This window comes from Stenotrophomonas sp. GQ19, assembly GCF_059758695.1.
Map to the genome: position 1 here is coordinate 430,180 of NZ_JCAXES010000002.1, position 14,972 is coordinate 445,151.

12 protein-coding genes are annotated in these 14,972 nt (G+C 65.9%); 2 read left to right on the forward strand and 10 right to left on the reverse strand.

Annotated features, from left to right (window positions below; all coding sequences use genetic code 11):
- Positions 1–3: 3 nt before the first annotated feature.
- The 4 genes from AC6CHL_RS05945 to AC6CHL_RS05960 are packed head-to-tail and all read right to left on the reverse strand — an operon-like array spanning position 4 to position 3,102.
- Positions 4–537, reverse strand: a complete 534-nt coding sequence (locus AC6CHL_RS05945; RefSeq protein ID WP_038686530.1) for a pilus assembly protein PilP — start codon at positions 535–537, stop codon at positions 4–6.
- Complete coding sequence (locus AC6CHL_RS05950) at positions 534–1,211, reverse strand: type IV pilus inner membrane component PilO (protein WP_038686528.1); 678 nt, start codon at positions 1,209–1,211, stop codon at positions 534–536. Before AC6CHL_RS05950 ends, AC6CHL_RS05945 begins: the two co-directional genes overlap by 4 nt.
- The gene (locus AC6CHL_RS05955; RefSeq protein ID WP_498293788.1) at positions 1,208–2,044 is read right to left on the reverse strand and encodes a PilN domain-containing protein; all 837 of its coding nucleotides are present in this window, start codon (positions 2,042–2,044) and stop codon (positions 1,208–1,210) included. Before AC6CHL_RS05955 ends, AC6CHL_RS05950 begins: the two co-directional genes overlap by 4 nt.
- Entirely contained in the window at positions 2,044–3,102 is a 1,059-nt protein-coding gene (locus tag AC6CHL_RS05960; RefSeq protein ID WP_038686523.1) for a pilus assembly protein PilM, read from the reverse strand. The genes AC6CHL_RS05955 and AC6CHL_RS05960 overlap by 1 nt, the downstream gene beginning before the upstream one ends.
- A gap of 224 nt (positions 3,103–3,326) precedes the next feature.
- On the opposite strand from AC6CHL_RS05960, the gene AC6CHL_RS05965 reads away from it, so the two are divergent.
- Together AC6CHL_RS05965 and AC6CHL_RS05970 are read left to right on the forward strand one after the other, a co-directional pair.
- Complete coding sequence (locus AC6CHL_RS05965; protein WP_498293790.1) at positions 3,327–5,747, forward strand: penicillin-binding protein 1A; 2,421 nt, start codon at positions 3,327–3,329, stop codon at positions 5,745–5,747.
- Between the two features lie 228 nt (positions 5,748–5,975).
- Complete coding sequence (locus tag AC6CHL_RS05970) at positions 5,976–6,623, forward strand: hypothetical protein (protein WP_498293792.1); 648 nt, start codon at positions 5,976–5,978, stop codon at positions 6,621–6,623.
- 82 nt (positions 6,624–6,705) lie between these two features.
- On the opposite strand, the gene AC6CHL_RS05975 is transcribed toward AC6CHL_RS05970, so the two are convergent.
- The 6 genes from AC6CHL_RS05975 to AC6CHL_RS06000 all read right to left on the reverse strand — a co-directional run bounded on the left by AC6CHL_RS05975 (position 6,706) and on the right by AC6CHL_RS06000 (position 14,968).
- Positions 6,706–7,536 (reverse strand): hypothetical protein, encoded by an 831-nt coding sequence (locus AC6CHL_RS05975; RefSeq protein WP_498293794.1) that lies wholly within the window; start codon positions 7,534–7,536, stop codon positions 6,706–6,708.
- 59 nt (positions 7,537–7,595) lie between these two features.
- Positions 7,596–8,405: a hypothetical protein gene (locus AC6CHL_RS05980; protein ID WP_498293796.1), complete on the reverse strand. Its 810-nt coding sequence runs from the start codon at positions 8,403–8,405 to the stop codon at positions 7,596–7,598.
- The gene (locus AC6CHL_RS05985; protein ID WP_038686515.1) at positions 8,396–8,836 is read right to left on the reverse strand and encodes a hypothetical protein; all 441 of its coding nucleotides are present in this window, start codon (positions 8,834–8,836) and stop codon (positions 8,396–8,398) included. Before AC6CHL_RS05985 ends, AC6CHL_RS05980 begins: the two co-directional genes overlap by 10 nt.
- Positions 8,837–8,893: 57 nt before the next feature.
- Positions 8,894–13,063, reverse strand: a complete 4,170-nt coding sequence (locus tag AC6CHL_RS05990) for an ESPR-type extended signal peptide-containing protein (RefSeq protein ID WP_498293798.1) — start codon at positions 13,061–13,063, stop codon at positions 8,894–8,896.
- A 67-nt stretch (positions 13,064–13,130) separates the two neighbouring features.
- Positions 13,131–13,826, reverse strand: coding sequence for a pilus assembly protein (locus AC6CHL_RS05995; RefSeq protein ID WP_498293800.1), 696 nt, complete (start codon positions 13,824–13,826; stop codon positions 13,131–13,133).
- 17 nt (positions 13,827–13,843) lie between these two features.
- Complete coding sequence (locus AC6CHL_RS06000; RefSeq protein WP_498293802.1) at positions 13,844–14,968, reverse strand: CblD like pilus biogenesis initiator family protein; 1,125 nt, start codon at positions 14,966–14,968, stop codon at positions 13,844–13,846.
- Between the last annotated feature and the right edge of the window lie 4 nt (positions 14,969–14,972).

Genomic DNA, 14,972 nt, shown 5'->3' on the forward strand with positions numbered 1-14,972 from the left:
CATTCATTGATCTTCAAGCGCAAGCGATGCAGGCCGTTCCAGCCAGCCGCCCGCGCCATCCGGCACCAGTTCAATCAGTTCGATCCGGTCTTCGAAGACCCCGGTCACCCGGCCGTCGCTCTGCCCCAGATAAACGCCCGGACGCACCCGATAGGTGACCTTGTCCGGCGCCATCACCAGCGCGACCAGCCCGCCGCCCTTGCCGATCGAACCGACCATGTCCAAGGCATCCAGCGGGAAGGCTTCCAGCGGCTCCTTGCGACGGTTCGGATCGGGACGCAGCCCCGAGCCGCCCTGTGGATTGGTCCAGGCATCGGTGAACGGATCGCGCATCCCCTGCGCGGAGTATTCAAACGTCTCGAACTGCTGCATCACCGGCAGTGGCTCAAGCGGCGGCGCCGGGCGCGCACGCACGTCCTCCACCCACTTGGCCAGGTTCGGCGCATCGCCCGGGGTACTGCTCACCCCGCGCGCGCAACCGGCCAGCAACGCCAGCACCAGCAGCCCACACACCCGTGCGGTCATCCCCAGGCTCATTGCTTGCCTCCGGACTTGGCGGTCTTGTCATTGGCGGCGGCGGCTTTTTCCTGCGCTTCCATTTCCAGCTCGTCCAGGTAGCGGTAGGTCTTGACCGTACCGGACAGCTCCAGCGCACCGCTGCGCGCGGTGATGCCGGTCTTGGGGTCCTTGGGCTTCAGATTGATGTCATGCATGGTCAGGATGACCACGCGCGGCAGCGAAGCCACACCGCTGACGAAGGCACCGAACTGGTGGTAGCTGCCCACCATGCGCAGGGCGATCGGCTTTTCGGCGTAGAACTCCTTGGGCTGCTCGGCACCAGGCTGGAACAGCTCATTGACCAGGCCGCTGGACAGCGCGGTCTGCGAGATGTCGATGATCAGGTCCGGCATTTCGGTCTTGCTGGGCAGCTGGCGCAGCATCTGCTGCAGCACCTGCTCCATCTGGGCCAGCTGTTGCTTGAGCGGCGCCAGGTTCACCGCGCGGCCCTGTTCCTTCTCGAACTCGGCACGCAGGCTGGTCTCGGTGCTTTCCAGCGACGCCAGCTCTTCACGCTTGCCGCTGATCAGGGCAAACCAGGCCAGGAACACGATCAGCAGCGACAGCAGCACGCAGAAGACGACTTTGGCCTGCTGCGGCCAGTTGCCGATGTTGTTGAAGTCCAGCTCTTTGAGGTTCATTTTCTGGCTCATGCGCCCCCCTTCTGCGGCGTACTGGACGCCGCCGGCTGTGCGGGTGCGGCGGGCGGGGCGATGCGGCTGCCCGACGGCTTGGACGGCTCGGCGGCCGGCGCAGGCGCAGCGGCCGGCGGGGTCGACGCAGGCGTCGCGGCCGGCGACAGCGGGGCGACCTCCGGTGCCGGTGGGGCGGCCGGATCGGCCGGGATGGCAGCGGCATCGGCCGGCACCACCACACTGCCATCGGGACCTACGCCACCGACCGGTTCACTCTGCGCAGGCAGAGTCACCTTGACCTCGAACATGTACGGCAGTGCGCTGATGTCGGTCACCGGACCGGGGCCATCCTTGCCGGCCTCAGGCTTCTTGGCCTCGATCACCGACAGTTCCGGCTTGCTCATCCAGCCCGAGCTTTCCAGGTTGCGCATGTACGCACTGACGCGGGCGTTGGACTGGGTGCGCCCCTGCAGGGTGAGGATGTCCCCTTCCTGCTTGAGCGCGGTCAGCACCACGCCGTCCGGAATCGTACGTACCAGTGCGTCGAACAGGTGGACCATCTGCGAACGCTTGGCCTGCAGTTCCTCGATCACCTTCTTGCGTGCCAGCAGGCGTTCCTTCTGGCGATCCAGGCGGTCGATTTCCTTGTTCTGTTCCTTGACCTTGTCGATCTCGGCCTGCAGGAAGGCATTGCGTTCGCCCTGCCCGCTGACCTGACGGTCGTAGTAGAACCAGATCATCAACGACAGCAGCAGGCCGCCGATGGCCGCAAAGCCGAGCATGCCGTAGAAGTCGCGCTGGCGTTGCTTGCGCCGCTCGGCGCGCCACGGCAATAGATTGATTCTTGCCATCAGTCAAAGCTCCTCAGCGCCAGACCGGTGGCAATCATCAGCGCCGGGGCGTCCTGGGCCAGGGCATGCGCCTGCACCTTGGGACCCAGGGTCATCTGTGCCAGCGGGTTGGCCACCACGGTAGCCACGCCCAGCTGTTCTTCCACCATCTCCGGCAACCCGGCCAGCGCCGCGCAACCGCCGGCCAGCACGATGTGGTCCACGCGGTTGAATTCGCTACCGGCATAGAAGAACTGCAGCAGGCGGCTGATCTGCTGGACCGTGGCTTCCTTGAACGGCTCCAGCACTTCCATCTCGTAGCTTTCCGGCAGCCCGCCCTGGCGCTTGGCCAGGCCGGCTTCCTCGTAGGTGAGGCCGTAACGGCGCATCACTTCGTCGGTGAGCTGCTTGCCGCCGAACACCTGTTCGCGGCTGTACAGGCTACGCCCGCCACGCAGGACGTTCAGGGTGGTCATGGTGGCACCGATATCGACCAGGGCGACCACGCCATCACTGGCAATGGGCAGTTCGCTGGCGACCAGGGCAAAGGCGTTCTCGACCGCGAAGGCCTCCACGTCCATGACCCGGGCGGTCAGCCCGCCGAGCTCCAGCGCCGACTGGCGCAGCTCCACGTTCTCCGACCGCGACGCCGCCAACAGCACCTGGACCATCTCCGGGTTGTTGGGAATGGCGCCCAGCACCTCGAAATCGAGGTTCACTTCCTCGATCGGGTACGGGATGTAGTTGACCGCTTCGAGCTCGACCTGGGCTTCCATGTCGTTCTCGTCCAGATCAGCCGGCATCGGGATCAGCTTGGTGATCACCGCCGAGCCGGCGACGGCTGCGGCAGCATGCCGGGCCTTCGTACCGGAACGGTTCACGGCGCGGCGGATAGCCTCACCCACGGCCTCCACTTCCACGATGTTCTTTTCCACGACCGCATTCGGCGGAAGTGGTTCCACAGCGTAATGTTCCACGCGGAAACGATTGCCACTGCGGGAAAGCTGCAAGAGCTTTACTGCAGTCGAGCTGATGTCGACGCCAATAAGCGGCGACTGGCTTTTTGGGATAAGCCCCACGGTTTCTCCCCTGCCGACGGGCACTTGGACGCATAACCTGCGCCCGCGCATTAATAACGTTTTTTTTGCAAACCGCAACCATCACGCAGTGAAACGTGCACTACCGCACGTTTCACGGCTCCCCAGACGGTCGTCGATCTGCGCTCCCCGGGAACAACCCCAGCCGTTCCCTTGCGTAATCTATACTCTGCGGCCACGAAATTCGCAATCGGAATCTGTCACTGATGACACGCTTTCGCCGCTGGCTGCGCTGGTTGCTGGTCGCCATCCTGGTCCTGGGCCTGATCGGCGCCGCCGTCGCAGGTGGCCTGTACTACGCCATTTCCTCCAAGCTTCCGGACGTGCAGACCCTGCGCGACATCGAGATGCAGGAGCCCATGTACGTGTATGCCAGCGATGGCAAGCTGATGGCCGTGTTCGGCGAGTCGCGGCGCGTACCGATCACCATGAAGGAGGTCCCGGAACGTCTCAAGCAGGCCTTCCTGGCCACCGAGGATGCCCGCTTCTACGAGCATGGCGGGGTGGACTACAAGGGCATCGGCCGCGCGGTCTGGCTGCTGGCCACCACCAACGACAAGCGCGTGCCGGGTGGGTCCACCATCACCCAGCAGGTCGCCCGCCAGTTCTTCCTGAGCTCCGAATACAGCTATACGCGCAAGCTGGCCGAGATCCTGCTGGCGCGCAAGATCGAGTCCGAGCTGAGCAAGGACGAGATCTTCGAGCTGTACCTGAACAAGAGTTTCTTCGGCAACCGCGCCTACGGCGTGGCCGCTGCGGCCGAGTTCTACTACGGCAAGAAGCTGGGCGATCTGGACCTGGACGAAATGGCCTCCTTGGCCGGTATCCCCAAGTTCCCGTCCTCGGGCAACCCGATCAGCAACCCCGAGCGGGCCCGCGAGCGCCGCGACTTCTATGTGCTGCAGCGCATGGCCAGCCTGGGCTTCGTCAGCCAGGCCGAGGCAGACGCCGCCAAGGCGGTGCCCATGCACGCCAGCGCGCATGAGCCGCCGGTGCAGGTGGAAGCCCCCTACGTGGCCGAGCTGGTCCGCCAGGAAATGATCGCCCGCTTCGGTGGCGACGTGGTCAACAAGGGCTACCACGTCACCACCACCATCAACGCCGAGCTGCAGACGGCGGCCAACATCGCCGTGCGCGATGGCCTGCGCGTATATGACCACCGGCATGGCTGGCATGGCGTGGAGCAGCACTTCGAGGTGCCGGCCGATGCCGATGCCAAGGCGCTGGCGGCCAAGCTGGTCGGCATTCCGGCCCAGTCCGGGCTGCTGCCGGCGATCGTGGCGTCCACCGCCGCCGATGGCAGCGCCACGGTGGTGCTGGCCAACCGCAGCGAGCTGGTGCTGCCCGTCGCGGCCAGCCGCTGGGTCAACAAAACCCCGGCCAAGCTGCTGACGCGGGGTGACCTGGTGCGGGTGCGCGCCGGCGAGAAGGAAGGCGAGTGGCTGATCGACCAGATCCCGCGCGGCCAGTCCGCGCTGGTCTCGCTGGATGCTGAAAGTGGCGCCTTGAAGGCACTGGTGGGCGGCTTCAGCTTCTCCGGCAACAAGTTCAACCGCGCCACCCAGGCGCGCCGCCAGCCGGGTTCGAGCTTCAAGCCGTTCATCTATGCGGCCGCGTTCGACAAGGGCTTCAACCCCGCCTCGATCGTGCTGGATGCCCCGGTGGTGTTCCGCGACCGCCGCGGCAAGACCTGGTCGCCGCAGAACGACGGCGGCGGCTTCCGTGGCCCGATGCGCCTGCGTGAGGCGCTGGTGCAGTCGCGCAACCTGGTCTCGGTGCGCCTGCTGGACGGCATGGGCGTGGACTACGCACGCAAGTACATCAGCGAGTTCGGCTTTGCCGAGGCCGAGCTGCCGCCCAACCTGTCGATGTCGCTGGGTACCGCTTCGGTGACCCCGTTGTCGGTGGCACGCGGCTATGCCGTCTTCGCCAATGGCGGTTCGCGGGTGGATACCTGGGTGATCGACCAGGTGACCGACCGTGACGGCGTGGTGGTGTTCAAGGAAAACCCGGCGATGGCCTGCCGCGACTGCGCCGGCACCAGCGGCGGCGCGCCGGTCAGCCAGGTGGTGGACGGCTTCAACTTTGGTGCACCGCCTGCCCCGGCCACCGCCGCGACGGCCAAGCCGCAGCAGGCGGCTGAACCGGCCAAGCCGGTGAACCCGGACGCCAAGGTGGCCCCGCGCGCCATCGACGCACGCACCGCCTACCAGCTGGTGTCGATGATGCGCGACGTGGTCCAGCGCGGCACCGGCACCGCGGCCAAGGTCCTCGGCCGCGAGGACGTGGGCGGCAAGACCGGCTCCACCAACGACCACCGCGACGCCTGGTTCTCCGGCTTCGGCGGCCCTTACGCCACCACGGTCTGGGTGGGTCGCGATGACTTCCGCTCGCTCGGCTACCGCGAGTACGGCGGCAAGGCCGCATTGCCGATCTGGATCGACTACATGCGCGCCGCGCTGAAGGACACCCCGATCGCGCAGAACGAGCCGCCGTCCGGGATGGTCCAGGCCACGCTCAACGGCGCCACCGAGTGGGTCAAGGTGGAGGACATGGACAAGATCGAGGAGTACAGCTTCGATACCCATGTGCAGCAGGCCGACGACGCCGCGTTCGATATCTTCTGATGTCGACGGCAGGATGACGAGGAAGGCCGGGCATTGCCCGGCCTTTTACGTTGCCACCGCCCCCACGTCACGTGGAGCCGGGCTCTGCACGGCTGCCTGCCATGTCGGGCAGCCGGGCAGCCGGGCAGAGCCCGGCTCTACACGCCGGCGGCCGGGCAGAGCCCGGCTCTACACGTATGTCACATCGCCGGTGTACATTGCCGTGCAGGTCGCACAGGAGTACCGGTCATGCATCGAGCCCGCCAGCATGCAGCCACCCAGACCCGCGAGCGCCGCCACCGGCTTGCCCATGAAGCCGCCCGGCTGATGGCCGAGGGTGGCATCCGCGACTACCACCAGGCCAAGCTCAAGGCAGCGGCCCGGCTGGACATCCACGACGATGCCTCCCTGCCCCGCAATGCCGAAATCGAGGACGCGCTGCGCGAGTACCAGCGTCTGTTCGCCGGCGCCGATCATGGCGCGCAGCTGCGCCAGCGCCGCGAGGCGGCCCTGCGCGCGATGGAGTTCCTGGGGCAGTTCGCCCCGCGTCTGTGCGGCCCGGTGCTGGACGGCACCGCCGACGCCAACAGCCCGGTGCAGCTTCAGGTGCACAGCGACGACCCCGATGCGGTGCAACGCTACTTCGACGAGCACGGCATTCCGGCCGAGTTGCGTACCCGCCGCCTGCGGCTGGACCGCGAGCGCGTGCTGGACGTGCCGGTGTGGGTGTTCAGCGCGGAGGAACTGACCTTCGACATCGCAGTACTGCCGTACGACGCGCTGCGCCAGCCGCCCTTGTCGGCCATCGATGAGAAGCCGATGCGGCGGGCGTCGGCGGCGCAGGTTCGCGAGATGCTGGCCGAAGCGGAGATGGCCGGCTACCTGCAGACGGGGTAGTGCTGCGTAGTGCGGCATGACCGCCGTGCGCCAACGCGATGGACCGGACGTCACGCGTCGGGAATGCTGCGCGCCTACGGCCTCACCAGCCCAGCAAGCCCCGCTCGAATGCACCGGGTTTGAGCTTTCCGTAGAACGCATCGAGGAAGATCGTACCGTCCGGCTTCCCATCCACTATCGCGGCGGCCGCCGGAACACGGACATCATCGATCACCTGCCACAGGTCTTCAGCGGCCATCGCGTACGAGCTGTCTGGCAGGGAGAAGCGTGCCGTCGGTGGCAGCGCGCTGTCCATGGTCCTGGCCACCGCTTCGGTGAACGACTCCAACGATGCGGTTTTGCGCGGGCGGCGCCGCACCATCTGCGCGAACATCAACTCCGAGAATATCCACGGCGAGCCGATGTAGTCGCGCCCCTCCACGTAGTCCTCGATCCTCACCGCCTTGCTGTCCAGGAACAGCAGCAATTCGGACTGGTCGATCATGCGTTGCAGGGCCACATTCAAGATCATGTACATGCTCGCCGCAGTGCGTGTTACACGCTCGTAGTAGTACGTGTTCGGTTTGTGGGGCATGATCGAGCGGATCTTGTCGACGTCCTGAAGCAGCGTGTACACGTCGCCCCATACGCAGGAATCCACGAACACCTTCAACCCCAGGCCCTCCAGCTGCACGGCAAGGGCAACCACCGCATCGTGATCCTGGTGGGTGTGGGACAGGAAGACATCGGCCCGCTCGGTCGGGAACAGGTCTTTGGCGATGGTATCGGCGTCGATCAGGTTGTCATCATTGAGGATGTATTCCTTGATCTTCACCAGGCGGTGCTCGTTGCGGCTCTTGAACGTGTCGATGGCGCTGCGATCGGCATCGATCGCCAGCGCATCGAAGTTGGTGATTCTTGCATCCAGAAGCATGTTCGTTCCTTCTCATTCATGGGGGTGTTTTCGCGGAGCATGGCGTTCCCTCGCAGACTTCATATCCAGCCCAGCAGGCCTCGTTCCTGCTCACTCAGGGGCAGCTTTCCGTACAGGTGATCCAGGAACACCGGATGGTCGTGGCAGTAGGACGCAGCTGGAAATCCCGTGGTATCGGCGATGGCACGCTGGAGAACGTCCCACTCCATAACGTGCGTCGCTTCGGGCGCAGCGAATGCCGCAGGCCGTGTGGGCTGCATGGCTTTCAGTGCTTCCAGGCCCAGTCGGGGACGGCCACGTCGTGGCAGATGGCGGGCGAACATGAGCTCGGAGAACACCCACGGCGCGCCGACATGGCGGCTGTCCTCCACGCATGCGTGTACCCGGGCAGGTTCGCCCTCCAGATGGAGGAACAGCTCGCAGCCATCGATCAGTCGCTGCAGCGTTGCATTGAGCACCATGCAAACGCTGGCCGACGTACGCGCCACCTTGAAGTAGTGAAAATGATGCGTACCGGGAGAATCGCGGCGCGCGGAGAGCATGTCGTCCATCTCCTGCTGCACCGCATACACGTTGCGCCAGAGGCAGGAGTCCACGAACACCGTCAGCCCCAGTGCCTCCAGCATCACCGCCAGTTGCAGTACCTGCTCACGATCGACGGCACCATGGGAGAGGAACACATCGGCCCGGAGCGCAGGTAACAAGGCCTGCTGCACCGACTCGGCATCCAGCAGATTGTTGCTGTCCATCAGGTAGGCGGCAATGTCGTGCGAGGCGGGCCTGCACCGTGCCTGGAAGGCCGCGATGGCCAAGGTGTCCACCTTCAACCTGTCCGCGGCGAAGTTCCGGATGCGCAGTTTCAGCAGCATCGACGTGCCTCCTCGACAACCCCGTATACCAGCAGGACCGCCGCCACCAGGGAGAGATGGAAGGCGAGCACTGTCGGCCGGCACATCACCTTCCACAGCGGCTCGCGTACCAAGGCGAGCCGAGTCGCATCGATCCGGAAGGCAAGCACCTGCGCCAGCGGTGCGTCGCTGGCGGCGTTGTACAGCTGCACGAAGGCGCGCTCCTGCTGCAGGAAGAAGGCATGAAAGCCCATGAACAGCCCGCCGGGCAGCACGAACAACGCCCAATGAAACGGCGTCTGTTCGCCAACCGAACAGGCCAGCAGGGCGGTCATCACCGCCACGCTGCCGCCCTTCATCGCCGACGCGCTGTTGGCGAGGCGCGCGATGATCCCCTGCAGGATGGTGAGATACCCCAGCCGCAAGGCGATCTGGTTACTGACGTTCTCCATGACGATCCCCTTCTATGGAGGCCGGCAGGGCGCCTCGTCGGCGCCCTGCCCCGGCCCTTACCAGCCGATACCCACGCCCAGGCCCACACTCTGCTCACCGCTGTTGGTGAACGCGCCATTGAGGCTGAAGGTGGCCGAGCCGCGCTCGTTGAGCACGCGCTGGTAGCCCACCGCCATGGCCGACTCGCCATCGCTGTAGCCCACGCCCGCGCCGAGGCGGTTGTAGGTGGCCAAGCCGGCGGTGTTCATGGCCATCGCCGTCTGCGCACTGCTCATCGCCGCCATGCGGTTGAAGCGCTTGTCCATCTTGTCCAGGCGCTGTTCGACGCCCTTGATCGCCCCATCGGTGTACTCATTGGCACGGGCGAGCATTTCGTCCAGCTGGCGGGTATCGACCGGCGGAGAAGGCGGGGAAGCCGGCGCATCACCCTTCGGTGCTGCACCCTCGTTGTCGGCGCTGGCGAGGTTGCCGCCCTTGTCACCCTTCGCCGATGCGATATCGGGCGTACCGGATGCCTGGGGCGCCTCCTCGGCCTGCGGCACCGGCGGCGCATCCGCCGACGCCATTGCCCGGCCTTGCGGGGTGCCATCCAGACGCTGCTCCACGCCGTCGATGCGTCCATCCAGGCGCTGCTGCAGAGCATGCAGCTGCCCACCATTGACCGCATCGCGACTCCCCGCTGCAACCAGGCCATTGGCCACGTTGCCGAGCACCATGCCGTTGGCACCGGCCAGGTTGAGCTGGTTGAGGCCATCGCTGCGCAGGGAGGGGGCATCCTGGAAGGTGGCACGGAGCTGGCTTTCGACGCGGTCGACGCGGGTGCTGGCAGTGACCACGGCACCGTCCAGGGCTGTCAATGCATCCCCCACCGTATTCTGGGTGCCCCCCTGCATGGTGTAGGTTGGTGCGATTACATTGCCGTTTGCATCTACGCGTGCTCCGCCGCCGAGCGCAGCGAGCGAATCGCTGAGCTGAGATACGGTGGTGACATCACTTTCATCCCTGCCGCGCGCTACCTGAGTGATCCTGCGCTGGAGTGTCGAGTTGCCGACCGAGACCGTGTCCGCCTGCGTTGCAACAGAACCGAAACCTAGTGCGACGGATCTCTTCGCACCCGCTTCAATCTGGCTCATTGCACCTATAGCGGTACCGTCCTCATCGAGAACGTTCGCCCCAGTGCCCAAGGCGAAGCCGTTGGTTGCCGTCCGGTCGACAAAGGCAGCGCGGCCCAGGGCAACAGAGTTTTTTGCTTGAGCCAAGGCAAAATGGCCTATCGCTGTCGCGCCTTCCGACTCCAGCGATGCTTCCGCCTCTGCGCCGATTGCCAAACCAAACAGGCCTGCCTGGGCATGACCCAAGCCAGCGGGGACGTTCGATGCAACCAAGGCTGCCTTCGATTCGACTTCGGCCACGCGCTGGTTTGTTGCGTACAGCTGCCCACCATTCACAGCCTCGCTGCTCGCCGCAGAGCTGATATCCCCCGCAGCAACCCCCACCACCCGTGCACCGTTCATATCGACCAGACTACGGTCGCCGTTGAACTTCACCACGCCGTCCAGATCCGGGTCGAAGTTGTCCACGTCCTCGCGCAGTTTGTCCAGGTCGGTGCGGTTGCGTGCGATGCGTCCATCCTGCGCCACCAACTGCTGCGCATGTCCGGACAACTGCTGGCCGTGCATCGCCAGCACTTGCCCCTGGCTGTCCACCAGCTGGTTGGTGGCATACAGCTGCTTGCCCGCCACCGCCTCGGTACTGTTGCCATCCAGCACCGCGCTGGCCAGACCCGTCAGCGTGCGGTTGCGGTTGTCCTTGTTGCGCACGTCCAGCGTGGTGCCGGTGTTGGCTACGCCCAAGCGCAGATTGCCGTTGGCCGATGTTTGACTCACCAGGCCTTCCAGCGCGGTGGCCCGCGCCACGGCGCCATCGGCAGTGGTCTGGGCCACGTTGGCGGCCGTGTGTGCCTCACCGGCCGCCCCCTGCGCCTTGGCCACGTTGCTGTTGGTGGCATGCAGCTGGCCACCGGTCACCGCGTCGGTGCTGTTGGCGGCAAGGTTGCCGTCGTCCACGTGCTGGATGCGGCGCTTGTTGCTGGCGCTGCCGACCGACACGCTGTTGGCACTGGCGGTCACCGAGCCGGCGCCCAAGGCCACCGCATTGGCATGACTGGCAACGGCCAGGTTGCCCACGGCGGTGGCCGACGTTGCGCTGGCCCGGGTATCGCGGCCCAGGGCGGTCGCCTCATCGCCGCTGGCCTGCGCACCGGAGCCCAGTGCGTTGGCGTGCTTGCCGGACGCCTGCGACCGTACTCCCATGGCGAGCGCGCGCTCACCACTGGCCACGCTGATGTGGCCGACAGCGGTTGCGAAGTCACCGTCGGCCAGTGCGCTGCCGCCCAGCGCGATGCGGGTGCTGCCCAGTTGCCCCGCGATCGCCTCGACCAGCGATTTTGCCGTTCCGGCCGCCAGGCTGGCGGCGTCGGCGACGTCCTTGGCCGCTGCCACACCCAGGTTGGTGCTGTACAGCTGGCTGCCGGTCACCGCGTCGGTGCTGGTGGCGCTGATGCTGCCATCGGCCAGGTACTGGATCCTGCGCTTGCTGCTGGCAGTGCCGACAGACACGCTGTTGTCGCTGGCGGTCACCGAGCCGGCACCCAGCGCCACGGAGTTTTCATGGCTCGCGCTGGCCCGATCGCCCAGGGCCACTGCCCTGCCTGCTGTCGCTTTGGACAGGTTGCCCAGCGCGGTGGCATAGGTGGCGTTGGCCAGCGACTCACGGCCCAGTGCCGTGGTCTGGTTGCCCGTGGCCTGCGCACTCAGGCCCAGCGCGATGGCGTGGGTGCCCTGCGCCTTGGCCGACGTGCCGCTGGCCAGTGCGCCCGTGCCGGTGGCCGTGGCCTTGTTGGTGCTGGTCATGGCGGTTCCGGTCGCGGTGGTGTTCGTCGCCACGGTGGCCTTGGCCAACGCGCCGTCGGCGGCGGTCCTGGCAGCGGTTGCAGTGGTTAGGGCGTTGGTTGCCGTGGTGCTCGCCGCCGTCACGTTGGTGTTGGTGGCGTGCAGCTGCTGGCCGGTCACCGCGTCGGTGCTGGCCGTACTGAGCACGCCGTTGGCGATGTTCTGGACGCGGCGGCGGGTGCCGCTGCGGTTGGCCACGTCCAGCACGGTGCCGGTGTTGTCCGCGCCAATGCGGATGGTGCTGCTGGCCGAGGTCTGGGTCACCAGGCGACTGTTGGCCAGCGCCGTGTTGGCCGTGCTCAGCGCGGTGGCCGCATTCTGGCTCACCGTGTGCAGCTGCCTGCCGTTCACCGCATCGGTACTGGTGCTGCTGAGCGTGCCGTCGCCAACGTTGACGATCTTTCGTTTAAGGCTGGCGTTGCCCACCGATACCTGGTTACCCGCCGTGGTGGCGGAGTCTGCGCCAAGTGCAACCGAATTCGCGTGGTCAGCCTTGGCCTCGGCACCCAGTGCCATGGCCTTGCCGGTGCCGTGCGCGCGGGCCGAGCGACCCAGTGCGATGCTGTCGGCATAACCGCCGGCAGACGCACGATTGCCGATGGCGATCGAGTGCCTGGAGCTGTTGTTGGCTACCTCGGCGAAGTCGCCCAGCACGATCGAACCCTCCGCACGCGCGCGGGTGTCGCCACCCAGTGCAATCGCCCCACTGCCCGCGGATGTGGCACCGCTGCCAATCGCCATTGCATTGTGGCCGTCAGAACGGGCGGCATTACCAATCGACACCGTGCCGACCGAGTTGGCGCGGCTACCGAAGCCAACGGCAACGGCATGTGAGCCATAGGTTTCGGCGCGGTTGCCTACCGCCACGCTATTAGGACCGGACGACTTCGACCGTATACCCACGGCGATGCTCTCCACGCCGCCGGCGTGCGCTTCCGCGCCAACAGCCATGGTTTCCGCCGCCGTTATCAGGCTCCAGGCCGAAGCCGTCGTGTTGTTGTAGACATCCAAGCGGTGGACTGCCTTCGTGCCTACCGATGACGGCAGCATGCCATTGGACTGGAATGCGCTCAGCGTCTGCCACTGCCACCAGTCCAGTTCTTCCTCGGTGGTCTCGGCTGCGCCCGCCGCCAGCGGAAGGGTGGTCAGCAGCGCTGCGACGGCAGCGCTGCGGCATACCGTCTGCGCACGCTTGCCACGCATGCGGGTGAGCTCACTGACGACCACCCAGCACTGCAGGGCGGTGGACCAGACACGGCGATGAATCCTGTTCATGACATCTCCTTGGGAAACTAAGCGAAAAATGATGGGTACCCGGCACGGTCCGCCATGCCGGGATGGTTCAGGGGGTAAGGGTCTGTACGTGCTCGCGGTAGCCATCGCGGGTCAGCCGGTAGCGCAGCTGCACGGTATGGCCCGGTTGCACGGCGAACGGCAACGGCAGCGCATTGCCCGGGTACAGGCTGCGCGACACGTCATGGGCGGTGCAGCGGCTGCCATCGCAGTCGGCGATGCTGGTGAGGCCCAGGCGCAGGGTTCCGGTGTTGCGCAACTGGCCGTCCTGCACTCGCACATCCACGGTGCCGTCGGCGGGCAACACATTCACCAGCGCGCCCCAGACAAGATTGACGCCAACGCTCGCCTGGGCGCCGTCGGCGACCTCCACGACGGCGTCCTCCGGTCCGCGCACTCCCTCGAAGTAGACCCGGTACGCGGTTTCCTGCTGGACCGGCTGCAGGGGAATGACCCGGATCAGCCGGTTTCCGCCGCCGGCCAGGGCGAACTTGCCCGGCGTGATCGCCAATGCAGCCTCGCCCGGCTCGACCTCCACTTCCTGCTCATGGGCGTCGGCCGGGTCGATGATGCGGCGGATCGACAACTGCACGTACTGCGGCTGGGTGGATTGGGAGTACACGCGGATCTGTGCACCGCGCTTGTTGTCCACCCAGGTGCGCATCGGATGCACGGTAAGGTTGGCCTGCGCGGGAACGGCCCACAGCAACAACAGCGGCAACAGTCGGAGGATCAGGGTCTTCATGGTGGGGTTCCGATGGATCAAGGTATGGCCGTCGGCAGGCGCAGTTCGACGTTCAGGTCGCCGCTGTAGTAGCCCGGCCGTTTGGTGTTGATGGGCACGCTGGGCGTCTCCAGGGTCAGCGGTGTAGGCACGCAGAACACCGGCATGGTCATGCCCGGCAACATCACCAGGCGCAGCTGCGCGGTATCGATGCCGCGCAGCTGCTGCTCCACGCCATTGGCCATGGGCAACCGCGCCCCGGAGTGGGCAAGGCTGACGGTGTAGTCCACGCGCTGGGTGTCATCGCTGCCGCCATCGGCATGCCAGACCGAGTAGCCCGTGGCGCCGGGTGGATGCGTACCGGTGTCGCGCACGGTCACGCCCAGGTACTCGCTTTGCGAGCCAAGACCGTCGTACAGGCACATGTCCAGCAATGCGCGGCCGCCCACGGTTTGACCGACGGGGTCGTACTGGAGATTCAGGCCAACGTGCGGCGTTACCTGGTCGAAGGCGGGGAAGTAGATGGAGACCGCGTTGTGATCGGTGACGGTGAACATCAGGTCGAAGATGTACGTCCCCACTGCCGAGCCGTCCGAACCGGCTTTCATGGTGAGCTCGAGGGAGGCAGTCCATCGCCCGGCAACGAGCCTTTCCAATTCCCGTGACGAGATCGCCAGGGACACGCCTGTCCCGATAGGGGACTCGCCTGCACAGAGTTCGGGCCTTGCTGACCAGAGTGGGCGTACTCCCCCGAACCAATAGTCCGAGCTGCATCTGAAACTCGGCATGGCGCGCTCTAACTGTCCGGTGACATCAAACTGAGTCCTCAGTCCGCTTCTCGTTTCCGTCGCCACCAGTCGGATGGATGCCGGTCCCATTGACGAATCTGTCGTCCCGGTGGTTGGGCACTGGCCTTTGGATGCGTCCGTGCTTGAATTGCACGTCAGGTGGAGAAGCCCATAGCCGAGTGTTGCGTCGGCGCTATAGCCAAGCAAGGTTCGCCGTGCCCATAGCTCAATGTCTCCCGGCATCGCCGAGCGATCCCAGCTCATGGCTATCTCCTGGCGCACGGTGCCCCCGGGCGGATGGGTTTCTGGCGGCCGTTGCGCCCGTGCGTGCTCCACACTCGCAGCAGTCATGCCGAGCAGTACACATAACCGCATTCCC

What these genes read in the sequence shown, in the direction of transcription:
- AC6CHL_RS05945 (WP_038686530.1), bottom strand. Translation starts at nt 537, where the DNA reads ATGAGCCTGGGGATGACCGCACGGGTGTGTGGGCTGCTGGTGCTGGCG.
- AC6CHL_RS05950 (WP_038686528.1), bottom strand. Translation starts at nt 1,211, where the DNA reads ATGAGCCAGAAAATGAACCTCAAAGAGCTGGACTTCAACAACATCGGC.
- AC6CHL_RS05955 (WP_498293788.1), bottom strand. Translation starts at nt 2,044, where the DNA reads ATGGCAAGAATCAATCTATTGCCGTGGCGCGCCGAGCGGCGCAAGCAA.
- AC6CHL_RS05965 (WP_498293790.1), top strand. Translation starts at nt 3,327, where the DNA reads ATGACACGCTTTCGCCGCTGGCTGCGCTGGTTGCTGGTCGCCATCCTG.
- AC6CHL_RS05970 (WP_498293792.1), top strand. Translation starts at nt 5,976, where the DNA reads ATGCATCGAGCCCGCCAGCATGCAGCCACCCAGACCCGCGAGCGCCGC.
- AC6CHL_RS05975 (WP_498293794.1), bottom strand. Translation starts at nt 7,536, where the DNA reads ATGCTTCTGGATGCAAGAATCACCAACTTCGATGCGCTGGCGATCGAT.
- AC6CHL_RS05980 (WP_498293796.1), bottom strand. Translation starts at nt 8,405, where the DNA reads ATGCTGCTGAAACTGCGCATCCGGAACTTCGCCGCGGACAGGTTGAAG.
- AC6CHL_RS05985 (WP_038686515.1), bottom strand. Translation starts at nt 8,836, where the DNA reads ATGGAGAACGTCAGTAACCAGATCGCCTTGCGGCTGGGGTATCTCACC.
- AC6CHL_RS05990 (WP_498293798.1), bottom strand. Translation starts at nt 13,063, where the DNA reads ATGAACAGGATTCATCGCCGTGTCTGGTCCACCGCCCTGCAGTGCTGG.
- AC6CHL_RS05995 (WP_498293800.1), bottom strand. Translation starts at nt 13,826, where the DNA reads ATGAAGACCCTGATCCTCCGACTGTTGCCGCTGTTGTTGCTGTGGGCC.
- AC6CHL_RS06000 (WP_498293802.1), bottom strand. Translation starts at nt 14,968, where the DNA reads ATGCGGTTATGTGTACTGCTCGGCATGACTGCTGCGAGTGTGGAGCAC.